Genomic DNA, 15943 nt, shown 5'->3' with positions numbered 1-15943 from the left:
CTGCTTCTGAATTCAAGTCTGGGCGAGCGAATTCGCCGGGGTCCGACGAGCGATTTCGATCTTTGTCGAGGCGCTTCGCATGTCTGATAGTCGCGCGCGTGACATTCGCCCGTCTGGCGTCGACAACAGCGGCGTTCAATCTGGCCCCACGCAGGAAAGTCTGACTCAGGCGGTTTCGACCTGGTTCGACAGCGGGCGGCGTTCGCACCCTCGCACCATCGGGTGGCGCGGAGCCGCCGCCCTCGCCATGGGCGGCAGCAACCAGATGATCTTCATCATCACCGCGCTGTTCGCTGGGCAGGGAGACATCCTCGGAAAGGGCAGCGCGGCTGTCCCGCTCCTTATCGTGGGCGTTATCTTGAGCTGGGTCGCGGCCCCCGCATGGACCGAACTTGTTTTGATGTGGCCAAACCGTGTCGGCGGCATTTCCGCTGCCTGCGCCGAAGCCTTCCGGCCCTACAGTCCGGTCCTCTCGACCCTGACCGGCACCTGTTATTGGTGGGGATGGGTGCCAACCTGCGGGGTGACCGCAATTCTCTCGGCGTCCGCCATCCAGCAATGGTATCTGCCGCGCCTGCCCGTCGAGGCCGGCGCCGCCGGCATCGTCCTCGCGTTCACAATCCTGAATCTTTGCGGCTTGAAATGGGTCACGCGTTTTGCGATGCCGCTCGCGCTCGCGTCCGGATCGCTGGCGTTTCTTTCGTCCATCATTCCGGTCTGGAGCGGCCTCGTCGACTGGAGACAAGCCACAACCTTTACGCTCACGACGCCGTTTCCCGGCTGGTTCGGCGACGTCACTTCGGTGATGGCCGGCCTTTACCTCATTGGCTTCGCCGCGCCGGCTTTCGAGGCGGCCGCGTGCCACGTCGGCGAGATGGTCGATCCAGATCGCAACCTGCCGCTCGCGATGCTTGTGAGCGCCGCGATGGCGGGCGTGTATTTCGTGATTCTTCCTGTCGTCTGGCTGGGCGTCCTTGGGTCCGAACAACTCGGAAAAGACCTCGCGCTCGTGCTCGGGCCGACATTCGCGCCCTTGCTCGGCAGCTTCGGCAAGGCGGCGGCCATCTGGTTCGTCGTGCTAAACATGTTCCACGGGACCATGCAGCCGCTGGCCGGCGCCGCGCGCACGCTTTCCCAATTGAGCGAGGACGGCCTGCTGCCGCGCTTCCTCGCCTTTCGCACGCAGACCGACTGCCCGTGGGCGGCGACGCTTTTGACCGCCGGCATGGCGATCGTCTTCCTTCTCATCGGCGATCCGATCTGGCTGATCGCGGCGGCCAATTTCACCTATCTCATCGGCATCTGCATGCCCAACGTGGCCGCATGGCTGCTGCGCCGGGACTTGCCCGACGCCGGGCGCCCCTACCGCGCGCCTCGCTGCATGATCGACCTCGGCCTCGCCGCCGCCGCGGTCTGGCTGCTGTCGGCCATTCTCGGCTTCCAGCAATTCGGCCTTCCGACGGTTTTGTTCGGCCTGGCTTTGGCCTATTCGGGAGCCGCGCTCTACGCTTGGCGCATGATCGAAGACCGGCTGCGGGCTGGACTTCCGGCGTTCGCCCGGACGCTTCACACCAAGCTGACCGGCGCAATGCTGTTCGTCCTTATCCTGGACGGTTTCGGTTACATCTTTGCGGTCAGCAGCCTGAGCGCGGGACATCCAGCTCTCATCGCGGCGCTTGAAGACATCTTCGTGATCGTCGCCCTGCTGACGATCACTGTCGGCCTCGTCTTGCCCGGCATGATCACGCACACGGCGACGGATGTCCGCGACGCGGCGACCCGACTGACGAGCGGAATGCTTCGCGACTTCTCCGAGGCGATGTCCGCCCTCGGACGCGGCGACCTCGACGCCGCCCACGTGGCGGTCAACATCGTCCCGGTTCAAAACCTGTCGCATGACGAACTGGGGGAAATGGGCGAAAGCTTCAACATCCTTCAGGAGCGAATCAGGGAAGCGGCGATCGGGCTCGACGAAGCGCGCGATAAGATGCACACATCGCGCGCGGAGCTTCTGGCGAGGCGCGAGCAAATCACCTACCTTGGCCACTACGATGTGCTGACCAATCTGCCGAACCGCGCCGTATTCGCGATGCGGCTTGCCGATGTCTTTGAAAACGCGAAAGCGAAGGGGGCGGCCTTCGGATTGCTGACCCTTGATCTCGATCATTTCAAGGAAGTGAATGACGTCTTCGGACATACGGTCGCGGATGAACTCCTGTGCGCAATCGCCGCCCGCCTGCAAGAGACTTCCCGCGGCGCTTTCATCACGCGCATGGGAAGCGATGAATTCGCTCTGCTCGTCACGTCCGGCAGGCAGCCAGGCGCCTCGGAGGCGATGGCCAACGAACTGCTCAAATCGATGGCCCAGGACTTCGAGATCCAAGGCAATAGAATTCCGGTTGGCGTTTCGATCGGCGTCGCCACCTATCCAAGAGACGCCGTTGACCCGGAAACGCTGCAGGCCAACGCGACCGCGGCGCTTTACCGCGCCAAGGCCGACGGCAGGCGCATGGCCTGCTACTTCGATCCAAGGATGGATCACCGCGCGCGGGAGCGGTACTCGCTCCAGCTTGATCTGCGCGCTGGCATCCCAAACGAAGAATTGCGCGTCTATTATCAGCCGTTGGCGACAATCGAGGGCGAGGTGTTCGGCTTCGAGGCTCTGGTGCGCTGGCAGCACCCGAAATATGGCTTGCTCGCGCCTGAAACATTCATTTCCACAGCGGAGCAGAATGGCCTTATCATCGAAATCGGCGAATGGGTTCTACGGCAGGCGTGCCGCGAAGCCGCCTTGTGGGCGAACCCCTTGCAGATCAGCGTCAATCTTTCTCCCGTTCAGTTCCGGAACGGAGACTTCCCCGATTTCCTTCAGTCGGTCCTCTCAAATACCGGCCTGGCGCCGCAACGGCTTGAGCTGGAGATTACGGAAGGCGTCCTGATCAACGACACGTCACGGGCGCTCTCGATCCTGAGGCGTCTGAAATCCCTGAAGGTCAAGGTCGCGATGGATGATTTCGGCACGGGCTTTTCGTCGCTGTCGTCGCTCCAGTCGTTTCCGTTCGACAAGATCAAGATTGATCGTTCCTTTGTGGCCGGGGTTGATTCAAATCCGCAGTCGGCGGCGATTGTCCGCGCCGTTATCGCCCTCGGCAATGGCCTTGACATTCCGGTCATCGCCGAAGGCGTCGAAACTGAAAGCGAGCATGATTTTTTGAAGCGGGAAGGCTGCCGCGAGGTCCAGGGCTATCTCATCGGCCGTCCCAAGCCCATCGCCAGCTATTCCGGTCTTACGCAAGCGGCGCACGTTCTGAACGCAGCCAACGTCCATTGATCACGTGGCGAGGATTCCATCTTGAGCGCGAGTTTTTTTGCGCTAGATCTTTTGTGCAAAGTCTTTTGCGCCGCGCCTTGACCCAGAGGCTCCAGGAGATTTTTAGTCAAGAACGATTGACTGACGCCGGATGTTTTTCGTTTTGATTTTCTGGTCATTTCTATAAAGTGTTCAAGCGCCTGCGCAGAGTTCTCTGGCCGATCACAACCGCCGGTTGGCATGAGCCAGACAGAAAGGGGGCGGTTCAGCGTGCCTCTTAGTTATGAACCGACCCTTCTTTTACTTTCCGTCGCGTTCGCGATCCTGGGAAGCTATATCTCGCTCCGCATCGCGTTGCAGATCAAGGGCGCGCACGGCTTTCAAAGAAGATGGCTCCTGATGGCCGCCGCTTTCACCCTGGCGATCGCCGTGTGGGGCATGCATTTCGAGGGCTTGCTCGCGGGCCGATTGCCGTTCACGCTCAATTACCTTGTTCTTCCGACGATACTCTCCTTTCTGGTCTGCGTGCTGGCCGGCGGCGCCGCGTTCGTTTCCGTAAATATCGAGCCGCGCACTTCCATTACCCTTGGCGTCGCCGCCATCGCGATGGGCTGCGGCATTGCAACGTTGCACTTTATCGGCATGTGGGCGATCCGGGACAGCGTCACCATCGCTTATCAGCCCGTCATGGTCGTCGTCAGCATTGGCATCGGCATCTTCGGCTCCGCCGCGGCCCTGTGGATCTCGTTTTACGCGCTGCGCCGGCCGCCGCTTTTCGTCTGCGCGATCGTGCTCGGCCTGGCGATGGCGGGCATGCATTATACGGCGATCGCAGGTGCGGGATTTTCCCCAGCTGCTATTTCGTCGATTCTCGGCTCGCCGGCGGTTTCGCCCGACCTTCTGGCGATCATCGTCACCCTGGTTGGATTCGTTATGTCGGGAACGTTCCTGCTGACGCTTGTGCCCGAGCATCCCAAGAGCGACTTGGCGTTTGCGCCCGGGCAACGGCATCCGCGCTATGGCCGGAGATCGACTGACCGGCCTCTTGAGGAATTGATCTCCTCCATGCAGACCATTGCGGAAAGCGAGGGGCTGCCCGAGTCGCGAACAAGGCGGAGCACCGACGTTGCGCCTTCGGAAGCAGCAGGGCCCAAAGTTGAGGCGCAGCGAAAGATCGCGGCCATCATGGCGGCCGATGTCGCTTTCTTCACGACGCTCGTCGCAAACGACGAGGAGGAGACTTTAAGGCTGCTTTCGGTCTATCGCAGCGTTTTTGAAAACTTCGTCACCAATTATCGGGGCCGCGTCTTCAATACCGCGGGCGATTCGCTGATGTCGGAATTTAGCTCGGCGGTCCAGGCGATGCGGGCGGCGATCGAGATCCAGGACCGCCTGCGGACGCTCAACCAATCGCGCTCCCCTGACCGCCGGTTGCAATTTCGCATCGGCATCACCATCGCCGACGTGGTCGAGCGCCAGGGCGAGCTTTACGGAGAAGGGGTCAATCTCGCCGCGCGACTCGAAAGTTTGGCGCCTCCCGGCGGAATCTGCGTCTCGCGCGCCGTCCACGAGTCTGTCGTCAACAAGGTTTCCGTGGGGTTTCGCGACCTTGGCCAGCAGACCCTGAAGAATATCAGGATCCCGATCCACGCTTTCATCGTCGATTGGCCAAACCCGGGCGGCGAGCCAGCCTGAGAGGACATCCGGCTCGACGCTTGATCCTCAAATCCCCCGCTTACGTCCGCCGCGCCGTCTTCCCGGTTTCCCGGAGTTCCGTCGCCTCGATGGACGCGATCAGCGGACGCAGCTGCGCCCGCGTGTGAAAAGGAATGACTTCTACATCGTTGGTGACATTCTTGATCTGAACCCGTCGGCTTTCATGAGCGAAGCCCGGCAGCCGCGCCCGCTCGATCAGGTCGCGGGAAAGAACGAGCGTGCAGCCGAATTCCTTGGTGAGCGCCTCGAGGCGCGCCGCGACATTGCCGACCTCGCCGACAAATTGAGTCTGCCGCTGGCTGACGAGTTTTCCAACGACGGCCAGTCCGATATGGCAGCCCCCTCCGAACCGCAGCGGAAAGTCGAACGCGCTCTCGCATTCCTCATTGAGAAGGGCGAGCAATCGCCAGAGGTCTCCCATCGCGAGAATCGCCCGTCTGCAAGCGGTCGTCGCGTCGCAGTCGGCGCCGAACACGCACATGACTCCATCGCCCGCGACGCTCGTCACGAGACCACCGTTCGAATGCGCCGCATAGGTCACGGCGGCGACATATCTGTCGATGATATAAAGCGAATCGAAGGGAAGACGGCCGTCCGCAAGGCGGGTCGAGTTGCGCAAATCGACAAAAAACGCGGCGATCTCCAATTCCTCGGACGTTCCGAAAGGCGCCGCCAGCTGCGCCGCATCGCCCTCGCGCCACGTCAGCAAAGGCACGACCTTAAGGTCGCCGCGCGGCCTCACCTGACAGGCGAGGCGCACGCCTTTACAGGCGCCGATCCAGCAAAGAGTGTTCGTTTCCGCGGCGTTGGGCTGATGCAGATCCTCGAGCCCTGACGTGACGAGAACGCGACAGGTCGAGCATCGGCCGCGTCCGCCGCAGATCGACGTATGCGAGATTCCCGCCCACCGGCTCGCCTCAAGAATCGAAAACCCGCGCGGCACCACGGCCTCCCGTCCCTCAGGGTATTCGATCTTGACGACGCCGATCCTTCGCCGCCGCCATTCACGCAGGGCCCGCAACAGGAAGACAGCGACGACCAGGCCGAGGTAAATCAGGATGAGGCGATTCCCGATCGCGCTCAGGACGGCCGATTCCTGCGGCGTTTGGGCGTTCACTTGGGCGAGAAATGCGCCGTCCTGCCGTTCGAGACGCGCGTCGAGGCTGCGGCCGCCGTCCGCGATCCCGATCACGGCCAGCACCGGGATCATCGTCGCAGAGATCGCAAGGAGAGGAAGATAGGCCGTGTACCAGGTCCGGAAACGCAGCCAGAAGTGCAACCCGAGGCAGCCATGGATCCACAGCACGACGAGGAGCGCAAACTGACGGGACAATCCGACGAGCGGCGACAGGACCCAATACCGGTAGAGAACCCGTGGATAGCTCTCCTCGAGCCCGTACAGAAAATGGCCGAGTCGGACATTGGTCGCGTGCACGATGATGAGCGCGGGAATCGACAGCCCCAGCAACAGCTGAAACAGCTCCCGCGGCGGAATGCGCAGATGCCGCCGCCGGTAGAGCGCGTAAAGGCCAAGCGACCCGTGAATCAGGAACGAGCCGTAAAGCACGGTCTGCCCGGCAAAGGTTCGCCAGGGCCAGATCAGCACCTTGCGGGTGGCCTCCATGGCGGCGAGGCCGAAAATTCCGCAGGCGTGATTTAAGAAATGACACGCCGCGAAGGTGAAAAGCGCCAGCCCTGTGACGAGTCTGAGGTTTCTCTCGATCGGGAATAAGGAGCGATCAGCCTGCGTTTCCGTTGGCATCAACGCTCCTTGCGGCGACTCAGAACATCCGGTTGGTTCCTGGAGCCAGGACATTACCGGAATATTCGTGAGTAAATGAATAAATCTGTCTTTCCTCCAAACCCAAGCCGCCCGTCTCGCGCCCGCAGAGAGGCTATGGCGTCACGATGATCTCTCCCGTCATTTTTGGATGAAGGCTGCAAAAAAACGGATAGACGCCGGGCTTGTCGAACGTGAAGGAAAACGCGTCATCGGTGTCGAGCGCTTCCGAACGAAACACGCCCTCCGCCGACGCGACGGTGTGAGGGATGTCGTCGCGATTGCGGAAAACGATCGTCGTCCCGGCTTTCACGCTGAGCTTGTCCGGGTGAAACGAGAAATTGTCGATTGTGATTTCCGCATCCGCCGCGCGGGACGCCGGAACGCATGGGGCGACCATCATCATTGAAACCGCGAGAACGGCCGCAATTCGCAAGGAGAAGATATTGAAGATATTCATGCGCCATTTCCTTATGAGATGCGGCGAACTTAAACCAGCGGCGAATCGGTGATGGCGAGACCGTGCGCGCCTTTTTTCAAGGTTATGCTGGTCAAGCCGAGCATTGTCCGCAGCTTCTCCGCCGGAACAAGCATCGGGCCTGGTCCCGCCGCCGTTCCCGGGGCGGGCTGCGGAAAGGCGGTCGAACGCGCGGTGTGAAACGTGACGGCGCCTTCGACCTTCTGCATCACCTGATGAATATGGCCGTTCAGAACCGTGACCGACCCGAAACGCTTGAGCAAGGTCAACGCCTGCTCCGAATCGCCGGTGCCCCAGCCCCATTCCGGATAGACCGTCCAGAGAGGGATATGGGCGAACACAACGACCGGCGTTGATGCGGATCGCCCCTTCAGATCGTCGGCGAGCCAGGCCAATTGTTCGTCGCCGAGCGAACCCATGCCGCCCGCCTTCAGATTGGTGACGTTGACGAGGCCGACGAAATGCGCCCCGCCCGCGTCAAACGAATACCAGCCTGACCCTTTGGCGTTCTTGCCGTAGCGGTCGAGATAGGCCTTGCCGTTGTTTTCATCGAGCAGATCGTGCTCGCCCGGCACATAATGGACGTCGAGGCTCGCGCCGCCGATGATCTTGTCGGCGTCGTCGAATTGTTCGGGCTTTGAAAGATGGGTGATGTCGCCGGTGTGAATCATGAACGCCGGCCTGGCCGGGAGGGCCTTCACCTTGTCGATGGCCTCCTTCAGGGTTCCGAGCGCGTCGGGATTGGCCGGCTTGTTGAAGCCGACATGGCTGTCGGAGATCTGGAGAAAACTGAACCCCGCGCCTTCCGCCGCCCGAGCGGTTGCGCCCACGAGCAAGCTGGAGGTCGGCACTCCCCCGTTCAAGGTCCAGACGACGCCCGCCCCGGCCCAGACCATGCATTCCAGCGCGCCCCGGCGGTCGATCCTGTAGCTGTTCTGATTGTCCGGCATGGTTTGACTCTCCTTTGCGCCTCGCGGCGGCAAATCTCCGCGGCTCGACGTAAAGACTCTTTTGGCGCGCCGAATATTCCCTGATTTGAAATTATATCTGACCGACTCCAAGCTTCCCGCGCGCTCCACGTTTCCGGGCGCCCCGTTCGCGATCGGCGGCCTTTTTGGCGCCGGCGTGTTTCCGGCGACATCTCGGGCGCCCAGATTCAGGCGCGCAGGGTTCGGAACCGGGACGACGGGGCTCGCAACATTCGCTGGACAGGACCAAGGCCCCTTCAGGCGATCGTGGCGCCGGGCGCGAACGTGTCCGGCGGAGCGGATTTTTCAAAAAACGGGCGGCGTCAATTTCCAAAATCCGTCAATTTCCAAAAATCCTCGAAATGTCCTAGAGCTTTCGGGAAAATGGGCCCTGACTGAGCGATCAGTAGTGCGCCCGTCGCGCAGGTCGCGCGGCTTCCCTCGATCCTTGGACGACATGGCGCCTCCCCTCCTGCTTCTGCAGAATGTTTCGCTCACCCTCGGCGGCAAACCGCTCCTCGAAGCGGCGGATCTTTCCGTCTCGGCGGGAGAGCGGCTCTGTCTCGTCGGGCGCAACGGGTCCGGCAAATCGACCCTTTTGAAGATTGCGGCCGGCCTCCTCGAACATGACGGGGGAGCGCGCTTCATGCAGCCGGACGCCAATGTGCGCTACCTGCCGCAGGAGCCGGACCTCACCGGCTACCCGACGGCTCTCGCTTATGTCGAAGCGGGACTTGGGCCCGCCGACGATCCGCACCGGGCGCTGATCCTCCTGAACGAACTCGGCCTTCAAGGCGGTGAAGACCCCGCGAAACTCTCGGGCGGAGAGGCGCGCCGCGCCGCCCTCGCCCGGGTTCTCGCGCCCGAACCCGATATCTTGCTGCTGGATGAGCCGACCAACCATCTCGATCTTCCGGCGATTGAATGGCTCGAGGCGGAATTGAGAGGCCTGCGTTCGGCTCTCGTCATCATCAGCCACGACCGCCGGTTTCTGCAAAATCTTTCGCGCAAGACCGTCTGGCTCGACCGCGGGCGGACACGGACCCTCGACCGCGGCTTCGCCGAATTCGAGGCCTGGCGCGACCGCGAACTGGAGGAAGAGGAGCGCCAGCAGCACAAGATGGACCGCAAGATCGTCGCCGAGGAGCATTGGCTGCGATATGGCGTCACGGCGCGGCGAAAGCGCAACCAGAAGCGGCTCGCCGGACTCCACACGATGCGGGCGGACCGCCGCGCGCGCAGCTTCGGCCCCGGAGCCGTCAAGCTCGTCGCCTCGGAGGGCAAAGTCTCCGGCAAGCTCGTCATCGAGGCCGACGCCGTCTCGAAATCCTATGGGGACCGCGTCATCGTCACGGACTTCTCCACCCGCATCCTGCGCGGCGACAGGCTGGGGATCATCGGCGCCAATGGCGCGGGGAAAACGACGCTGATCTCGCTGCTGACCGGCGCCCTGCCGCCCGACGAAGGCAAGGTCAAACTCGGCGCAAGCCTCGAAATGGCGACCCTCGATCAGGGCCGGGCCAGCCTCCACCCTGAAACGATCCTGAAGGACGCCCTGACCGGCGGCGGCAGCGACTTCGTCGAGATCAACGGCGAGCGCAAGCATGTCATCGGCTACATGAAGGATTTTCTGTTCGCGCCGGAGCAGGCCCGAACTCCCATCGGGCGGCTGTCGGGAGGCGAACGCGGCCGCCTGATGCTGGCGCGGGCCCTGGCGCGGCCCTCGAATCTTCTGGTTCTGGACGAGCCGACCAACGATCTCGACCTCGAAACCCTCGATCTGCTGCAGGAGATGCTCTGCGACTACAACGGCACCCTCTTGATCGTCAGCCATGATCGCGATTTTCTCGATCGCGTGACGACTTCCGTCCTGATGGCGGAGGGCGGCGGGCGCTGGGTCGAATATGCCGGCGGCTATTCGGATATGGTCGCCCAGCGCGGCGCCGGGGTCAGCGCCGCGCCCATTTTGACCGCCGGCCCCGGAAAGTCGAAGGCCGCGCAGCCTGAAAAGCCAATGCCCGAGCAAGCCAAACCTGCGCCCAAAGCCGCAAAGGCGCGCCTGAGCTTTCACGAAAAGCACGCCCTCGACACTTTGCCGCGGCGGATCAAGGACCTTTCCGAACTCAAGGCGAAACTTCAGCGCGCGCTGGACGATCCGGAATTTTACGCGCGCGATCCGACGAAATTCTCCGCCCTTTCGCAGGCGTTCGCCAAGGCCGAGTCGGAACTGGCGGCCGCGGAGGACGACTGGCTGGCGCTCGAGCTCCGGCGCGAGGAGATCGAGGGTTAAAACCGGCTGCGATTTTGGCGTCCCCGCCCGCATCGCCCGAGAGCGCTTTCCGATCGGAATATGCTTGAGCGCTTTCCGATCGCATGTTGTCATGCGACCGATCAGAAATTGCTCCAGAATCAAAGGCTTGAGCATAGTCTTGTCGTTTGGATTGATTCAATCCCATCGGAATATGCTCTAGCCAATCATGCTGCGATGCGATAACGGAGCGGGAACGCTGCATTGCCCCGACCGCCCGCGCGCACAACGGGGCGTCTTGTGTTAGGATCGTCAAAAGGGCGGGCTATCTTCAAGGCCGACCCCAAACCTAGGGACCGCGCATTGGAAGCCTATCTGGAACAAAGAGTCGCCGCCGACGCCAGACTGGCGCCCGCCGCCCAAATCCTCCGCGTCATCGCCGCGACCGCAGTTGAAATGTCGAGCCTGATCGGGCTCGGGCAACTCTACGGCCGCCTCGGCGCCAGCCGCGCCAGCACCAATTCGGACGGCGACGTCCAGAAGGAGCTGGACGTTCTCGCCAATGACATGTTCGTCGACGGACTGCGCCGCGCGCCCGTCGCCGCCGTCCTCTCCGAAGAGCTCAGCGAAACCCTTGCGCTCGATCCGTCGGCTCCGCTCGTCGTCGCCATCGACCCTCTCGACGGGTCGTCGAACATCGACGCCAACGTCTCGATCGGCACCATCTTTTCGGTTCTGCCCGTGCTGCCCGGAGCGACCAGTCCCGACGCTCATTTTCTGCAGCCGGGCCGGGCGCAGGCCGCGGCGGGTTTTGTCATCTACGGGCCGCAGACCTCGTTTGTGTTCGTTCTCGGCGACGGTCCGACCCAGATCTTCACCCTCGACCGGCGCGACGGCCTGTTTTATCAAGCTCTCTCCAGCTTGAGCATAGCGAAAGACTCGGCCGAATACGCGATCAACGCGTCGAATTACCGCCACTGGGACGCTCCGGTGCGCGCCTATATCGACGATTGCGTGCAGGGCGCCGAAGGTCCCTTGAAACGCAATTACAACATGCGCTGGGTCGCCTCGCTGGTCGCCGAAGCCTACCGCATTCTTCTGCGCGGCGGCATTTTTCTCTACCCCGGCGATCACCGGCCCGGCTATGGCGAAGGGCGCTTGCGCCTCATTTACGAAGCAAATCCGATCGCTCTGATCGTGGAGCGCGCCGGCGGGGTCGCGACCAATTGCGTGCAGCGGACGCTCGACGAGGTTCCGGCCGCCATTCATGCGCGGGCGCCCCTCGTGTTTGGATCGTCGGATCCGGTCGAGCTCGTCGCGCGTTACCATTCCGATCCGCAATTTTCGGCCGAGCGCTCGCCCCTCTTCGGCAGGCGCGGCCTGATGCGTCTTTGAGGGCGAAGGGCCGCTGTGTCAGCCAAGCATCCCATCATCTCGGTCACGGGATCGTCGGGCGCCGGGACGACCTCGGTGAAGCGAACCTTCGAACAGATCTTCCGGCGTGAAAACGTCGACGCCGCCTATATCGAGGGCGACGCCTTCCACCGTTTCGACCGCACCGAGATGCGCATGGTGATGGAGGCGGAGGAGGCGAACGGCAATCAGCATTTCAGCCATTTCGGCCCGAGCGCGAACCTGCTCGAGGAACTCGAGAAGGTCTTCAAGGACTACGGCGCGACGGGAACCGCAAAGACGCGCCATTATATCCACGATCCGGAGGAGGCTGAAATTTATGGCGCCGCGCCTGGCAGCTTCAGCGAGTGGGCTTCCCTGCCGGAACGGAGCGAACTTCTGTTTTACGAAGGCCTGCATGGCGCTCTCGTGACCGAAAAGGTGAACATCGCCCGCCACGCCGATCTCAAGATCGGCGTCGTGCCCGTGATCAACCTCGAGTGGATCCAGAAAATCCATCGCGACCGTTCGGCGCGGGGCTATTCGACCGAAGCGGTGACCGACACGATTTTACGGCGCATGCCGGACTATATTAATTATATCTGCCCACAATTCACCGAGACGGATATCAATTTTCAGCGCGTGCCGACCGTCGACACGTCGAATCCCCTGGCGGCGCGCTGGATTCCGACCTCCGACGAATCCATGGTGATCATCAGATTTCGCAAACCCGCAGGCATAGATTTCCCCTATCTTCACGCCATGATTCACAACAGCTTCATGTCGCGGGCGAATTCTATCGTCATTCCTGGCAACAAGCTCGATCTCGCAATGCAGCTGATCCTGACGCCGTTCATCCTCCAGCTTGTCGAAAGGCGGCGGCGGACAAGCTGACGGATCATGACAAGCCTTGCGGGCGCCAAGGTCCGGGATCGGGCCTTCCCGCCGGGACCTGGCTGGCGCTCCAGGCCGTATTCCTCAATAATGAATGTCGGAGAATCACTATGGCTCGTATCACTCTTCGTCAGTTGCTCGACCACGCGGCCGAGCACGACTATGGCGTCCCGGCTTTTAACATCAACAACATGGAGCAGGGCCTCGCGATCATGGCGGCCGCCGCCTCGGTGGACGCGCCCGTCATCATCCAGGCGAGCCGCGGCGCGCGCGCCTACGCAAACGACATCATGCTCGCCAAGATGATCGAGGCGCTGATCGAGATATACCCGGATATTCCGGTCTGCATGCATCAGGATCATGGCAACAGCGAAGCCACCTGCCTCACCGCGATCCAGCATGGATTTTCGTCGGTGATGATGGACGGCTCCCTCGAAGCCGACGCGAAGACCCCCGCCTCCTACGATTACAACGTCGCGATCACCCGGCGGGTCGCCGACATGGCGCATCTCGTAGGCGCCTCCGTCGAGGGCGAGCTTGGCGTGTTGGGTTCGCTCGAACATGGGTCCGGCGAGCAGGAAGACGGGCATGGCGCCGAAGGCAAACTCAGCCTCGACCAATTGCTGACCGATCCGGATCAAGCCGTGGATTTCGTGCGGAAGACCAACGTCGATGCGCTAGCCATCGCGATGGGCACGTCCCACGGCGCCTACAAATTCAGCCGCAAGCCCGACGGCGACATTCTCTCCATGCGCGTCGTCGAGGCGATCCACACAAAGCTTCCGAACATTCATCTTGTGATGCATGGATCCTCTTCGGTTCCGCAGGACTTGCAGGATATTTTCAACGCCAACGGCGGCGCGATGCGGCCGACCTTCGGCGTGCCTGTCGAGGAGATCGTGCGCGGCATCAAGCACGGCGTGCGCAAGATCAATATCGACACCGACTGCCGGCTCGCGATGACGGGGCAGTTCCGCCGGGTCGCGGCCAAAACGCCGGACGAATTCGATCCGCGCAAATTCCTGAAACCCGCGATGGAGGCCATGCAGCAGGTCTGCAAGCTGCGGCTTGAACAATTCGGCACCGCGGGGAACGCTTCGAAGATTAAGGTGTTGCCCATGTCGGTCATGGCCAAGCGCTACGAGTCCGGCAGCCTCAATCACCACGAAGCGTTGCAACGGACCGCCGCTGAATAGCCAAGAGCAGAGCCGGGACCGGAGCCGCCGTCATGAACGCACCCGAGAAGAGCCCGCCGCAGCGCAGCCGCTATTCCGCCGGCGTGATGGAATACCGGACGATGGGCTATTGGCAGCCCGATTACGAGCCAAAGGACACCGACGTCATCGCCTGTTTTCGGGTCACGCCGCAGGAAGGCGTCGACCCGGTGGAGGCCTCGGCGGCGGTGGCGGGCGAATCCTCCACCGCCACCTGGACCGTCGTCTGGACCGACCGTCTGACCGCCTGTGAAAAATATCGCGCGAAGTGCTATCGCGTGGATCCGGTGCCCAACGCGCCGGGCTCCTGGTTCGCGTTCATCGCGTATGACCTCGACCTCTTCGAGCCCGGCTCCATCGCCAACCTTTCGGCCTCGATCATCGGCAACGTCTTCGGGTTCAAGCCCTTGAAGGCGCTGCGGCTGGAGGACATGCGGCTCCCGGTCGCCTATGTCAAAACCTTTCAGGGTCCGGCGACGGGCATCGTCGTCGAGCGCGAGCGCCTCGACAAGTTCGGGCGCCCGCTCCTCGGCGCGACGGTGAAGCCAAAGCTCGGCCTCTCCGGCCGCAATTACGGCCGCGTCGTTTACGAGGCGCTGAAGGGCGGTCTCGATTTCACCAAGGACGACGAAAACATCAACTCGCAGCCTTTCATGCACTGGCGCGAGCGCTTCCTCTATTGCATGGAGGCGGTGAACCTCGCCCAGGCCGCGACCGGCGAAATCAAGGGCACCTATCTCAACGTCACCGCCGCGACGATGGAGGACATGTACGAGCGGGCGGAATTCGCCAAGGAGCTTGGCTCCTGCATCATCATGATCGACCTCGTGATCGGCTACACGGCGATCCAGTCGATGGCGAAATGGGCGCGCCGCAACGACATGATCCTGCATCTTCACCGCGCAGGCCATTCAACCTATACGCGCCAGAAGAACCACGGCGTGTCGTTCCGCGTCATCGCCAAATGGATGCGCCTCGCCGGGGTCGATCACATCCACGCCGGAACGGTCGTCGGCAAGCTCGAGGGCGACCCGATGACGACGCGCGGCTATTATGACATCTGCCGAGAGGATCATAACCCGCAGCAGCTGGAGCATGGACTTTTCTTCGATCAATCCTGGGCGTCGCTGAACAAACTGATGCCCGTCGCGTCGGGCGGCATTCACGCCGGCCAGATGCACCAGCTGCTTGATCTCCTTGGCGAGGACGTCGTGCTTCAGTTCGGCGGCGGCACGATCGGCCATCCCATGGGCATCGCCGCCGGGGCCACGGCGAATCGGGTCGCGCTTGAGGCGATGATTTTCGCCCGCAACGCCGGGCGCGACACTCTGGCGGAGGGCCAGGAGATTCTCGAGGACGCGGCGAAGACCTGCCTCCCGCTCAAACAGGCTCTCGACACCTGGAAGGACGTCTCCTTCAACTACGCTTCCACCGACACCCCCGACTTCGTGGCCTCCGTCACGCCGGCGCAATAGGAGACCGCAAATCCATGCGCATCACGCAAGGCTGCTTTTCGTTCCTGCCCGATCTGACCGACGCCCAGATCCGGGCGCAGGTTCAATATTGCCTCGACAAGGGCTGGGCCGTGAGCCTCGAATACACGGACGATCCTCATCCCCGAAACACGTTCTGGGAGATGTGGGGGCCGCCAATGTTCGACGTCGCGGACGCGGCGGGCGTCATGCTTGAGCTCAACGCCTGCCGCAAGGCGCACGCGGATCGTTGTTACATCAAGGTTTCGGGATTCGACTCCTCGCACGGCTGGGAGAGCGTCCGCATCTCCTTCATCGTCAATCGCCCCGGCGAAGAACCCGGCTTCCGGCTGCAGCGTCAGGAAGGTCCCGGACGAAGCCTGCGCTACACGACCCAGTCCTATGCCGTCGATCGCCCGTCGGGAGAGCGGTACTGACCCGATACTTGCGCTGGACCGATACTTGCGAAGG

The 15943-nt window shown here is 62.3% G+C and carries 11 protein-coding genes; 8 read left to right on the top strand and 3 right to left on the bottom strand.

The features are described 5' to 3' along the window. The first annotated feature begins 79 nt into the window (after window positions 1–79). Window positions 80–3331: an amino acid permease gene (locus BM177_RS15960; protein WP_091685518.1), complete on the top strand. Its 3252-nt coding sequence runs from the start codon at window positions 80–82 to the stop codon at window positions 3329–3331. A 249-nt stretch (window positions 3332–3580) separates the two neighbouring features. Next, window positions 3581–5005 (top strand): MHYT domain-containing protein, encoded by a 1425-nt coding sequence (locus tag BM177_RS21040; protein WP_175492647.1) that lies wholly within the window; start codon window positions 3581–3583, stop codon window positions 5003–5005. A gap of 40 nt (window positions 5006–5045) precedes the next feature. On the opposite strand, the gene BM177_RS15950 is transcribed toward BM177_RS21040, so the two are convergent. The 3 genes from BM177_RS15950 to BM177_RS15940 form a co-directional block, all read right to left on the bottom strand. After that, a complete protein-coding gene (locus BM177_RS15950) occupies window positions 5046–6788 on the bottom strand; it encodes an adenylate/guanylate cyclase domain-containing protein (protein WP_175492646.1) in 1743 nt (580 codons plus the stop codon). A 133-nt stretch (window positions 6789–6921) separates the two neighbouring features. Then, entirely contained in the window at window positions 6922–7266 is a 345-nt protein-coding gene (locus tag BM177_RS15945; protein WP_091685510.1) for a cupredoxin domain-containing protein, read from the bottom strand. A 29-nt stretch (window positions 7267–7295) separates the two neighbouring features. Continuing rightward, window positions 7296–8234, bottom strand: coding sequence for a metallophosphoesterase family protein (locus BM177_RS15940; RefSeq protein ID WP_091685508.1), 939 nt, complete (start codon window positions 8232–8234; stop codon window positions 7296–7298). 475 nt (window positions 8235–8709) lie between these two features. On the opposite strand from BM177_RS15940, the gene BM177_RS15935 reads away from it, so the two are divergent. The 6 genes from BM177_RS15935 (at window position 8710) to BM177_RS15910 (ending at window position 15909) form a co-directional block, all read left to right on the top strand. Further along, entirely contained in the window at window positions 8710–10542 is a 1833-nt protein-coding gene (locus BM177_RS15935) for an ABC-F family ATP-binding cassette domain-containing protein (RefSeq protein ID WP_091685579.1), read from the top strand. A 321-nt stretch (window positions 10543–10863) separates the two neighbouring features. Further along, a complete protein-coding gene (locus tag BM177_RS15930; protein ID WP_091685506.1) occupies window positions 10864–11895 on the top strand; it encodes a class 1 fructose-bisphosphatase in 1032 nt (343 codons plus the stop codon). Window positions 11896–11910: 15 nt separating this feature from the next. Next, window positions 11911–12786 carry a phosphoribulokinase gene (locus BM177_RS15925; protein WP_091685504.1) on the top strand — a complete coding sequence of 292 codons (876 nt, stop codon included), beginning with the start codon at window positions 11911–11913 and terminating at the stop codon, window positions 12784–12786. A 110-nt stretch (window positions 12787–12896) separates the two neighbouring features. Continuing rightward, window positions 12897–13982 carry a class II fructose-bisphosphate aldolase gene (gene fba, locus BM177_RS15920; RefSeq protein ID WP_091685503.1) on the top strand — a complete coding sequence of 362 codons (1086 nt, stop codon included), beginning with the start codon at window positions 12897–12899 and terminating at the stop codon, window positions 13980–13982. 32 nt (window positions 13983–14014) lie between these two features. After that, window positions 14015–15475, top strand: coding sequence for a form I ribulose bisphosphate carboxylase large subunit (locus BM177_RS15915; RefSeq protein ID WP_091685501.1), 1461 nt, complete (start codon window positions 14015–14017; stop codon window positions 15473–15475). Window positions 15476–15489: 14 nt separating this feature from the next. Then, the gene (locus BM177_RS15910) at window positions 15490–15909 is read left to right on the top strand and encodes a ribulose bisphosphate carboxylase small subunit (protein ID WP_091685499.1); all 420 of its coding nucleotides are present in this window, start codon (window positions 15490–15492) and stop codon (window positions 15907–15909) included. Window positions 15910–15943: the final 34 nt, after the last annotated feature.

The sequence above is a fragment of the Methylocapsa palsarum genome (genome assembly GCF_900114285.1).
In the GTDB taxonomy this organism is placed as follows: domain Bacteria; phylum Pseudomonadota; class Alphaproteobacteria; order Rhizobiales; family Beijerinckiaceae; genus Methylocapsa; species Methylocapsa palsarum.
Note: the sequence above shows the minus strand (reverse complement) of the source record. Positions and strands in the feature narration are given on the sequence as shown.

What these genes read in the sequence shown, in the direction of transcription:
- BM177_RS15960 (WP_091685518.1), top strand. Translation starts at nt 80, where the DNA reads ATGTCTGATAGTCGCGCGCGTGACATTCGCCCGTCTGGCGTCGACAAC.
- BM177_RS15950 (WP_175492646.1), bottom strand. Translation starts at nt 6,788, where the DNA reads ATGCCAACGGAAACGCAGGCTGATCGCTCCTTATTCCCGATCGAGAGA.
- BM177_RS15945 (WP_091685510.1), bottom strand. Translation starts at nt 7,266, where the DNA reads ATGAATATCTTCAATATCTTCTCCTTGCGAATTGCGGCCGTTCTCGCG.
- BM177_RS15940 (WP_091685508.1), bottom strand. Translation starts at nt 8,234, where the DNA reads ATGCCGGACAATCAGAACAGCTACAGGATCGACCGCCGGGGCGCGCTG.
- BM177_RS15935 (WP_091685579.1), top strand. Translation starts at nt 8,710, where the DNA reads ATGGCGCCTCCCCTCCTGCTTCTGCAGAATGTTTCGCTCACCCTCGGC.
- fba (WP_091685503.1), top strand. Translation starts at nt 12,897, where the DNA reads ATGGCTCGTATCACTCTTCGTCAGTTGCTCGACCACGCGGCCGAGCAC.
- BM177_RS15915 (WP_091685501.1), top strand. Translation starts at nt 14,015, where the DNA reads ATGAACGCACCCGAGAAGAGCCCGCCGCAGCGCAGCCGCTATTCCGCC.
- BM177_RS15910 (WP_091685499.1), top strand. Translation starts at nt 15,490, where the DNA reads ATGCGCATCACGCAAGGCTGCTTTTCGTTCCTGCCCGATCTGACCGAC.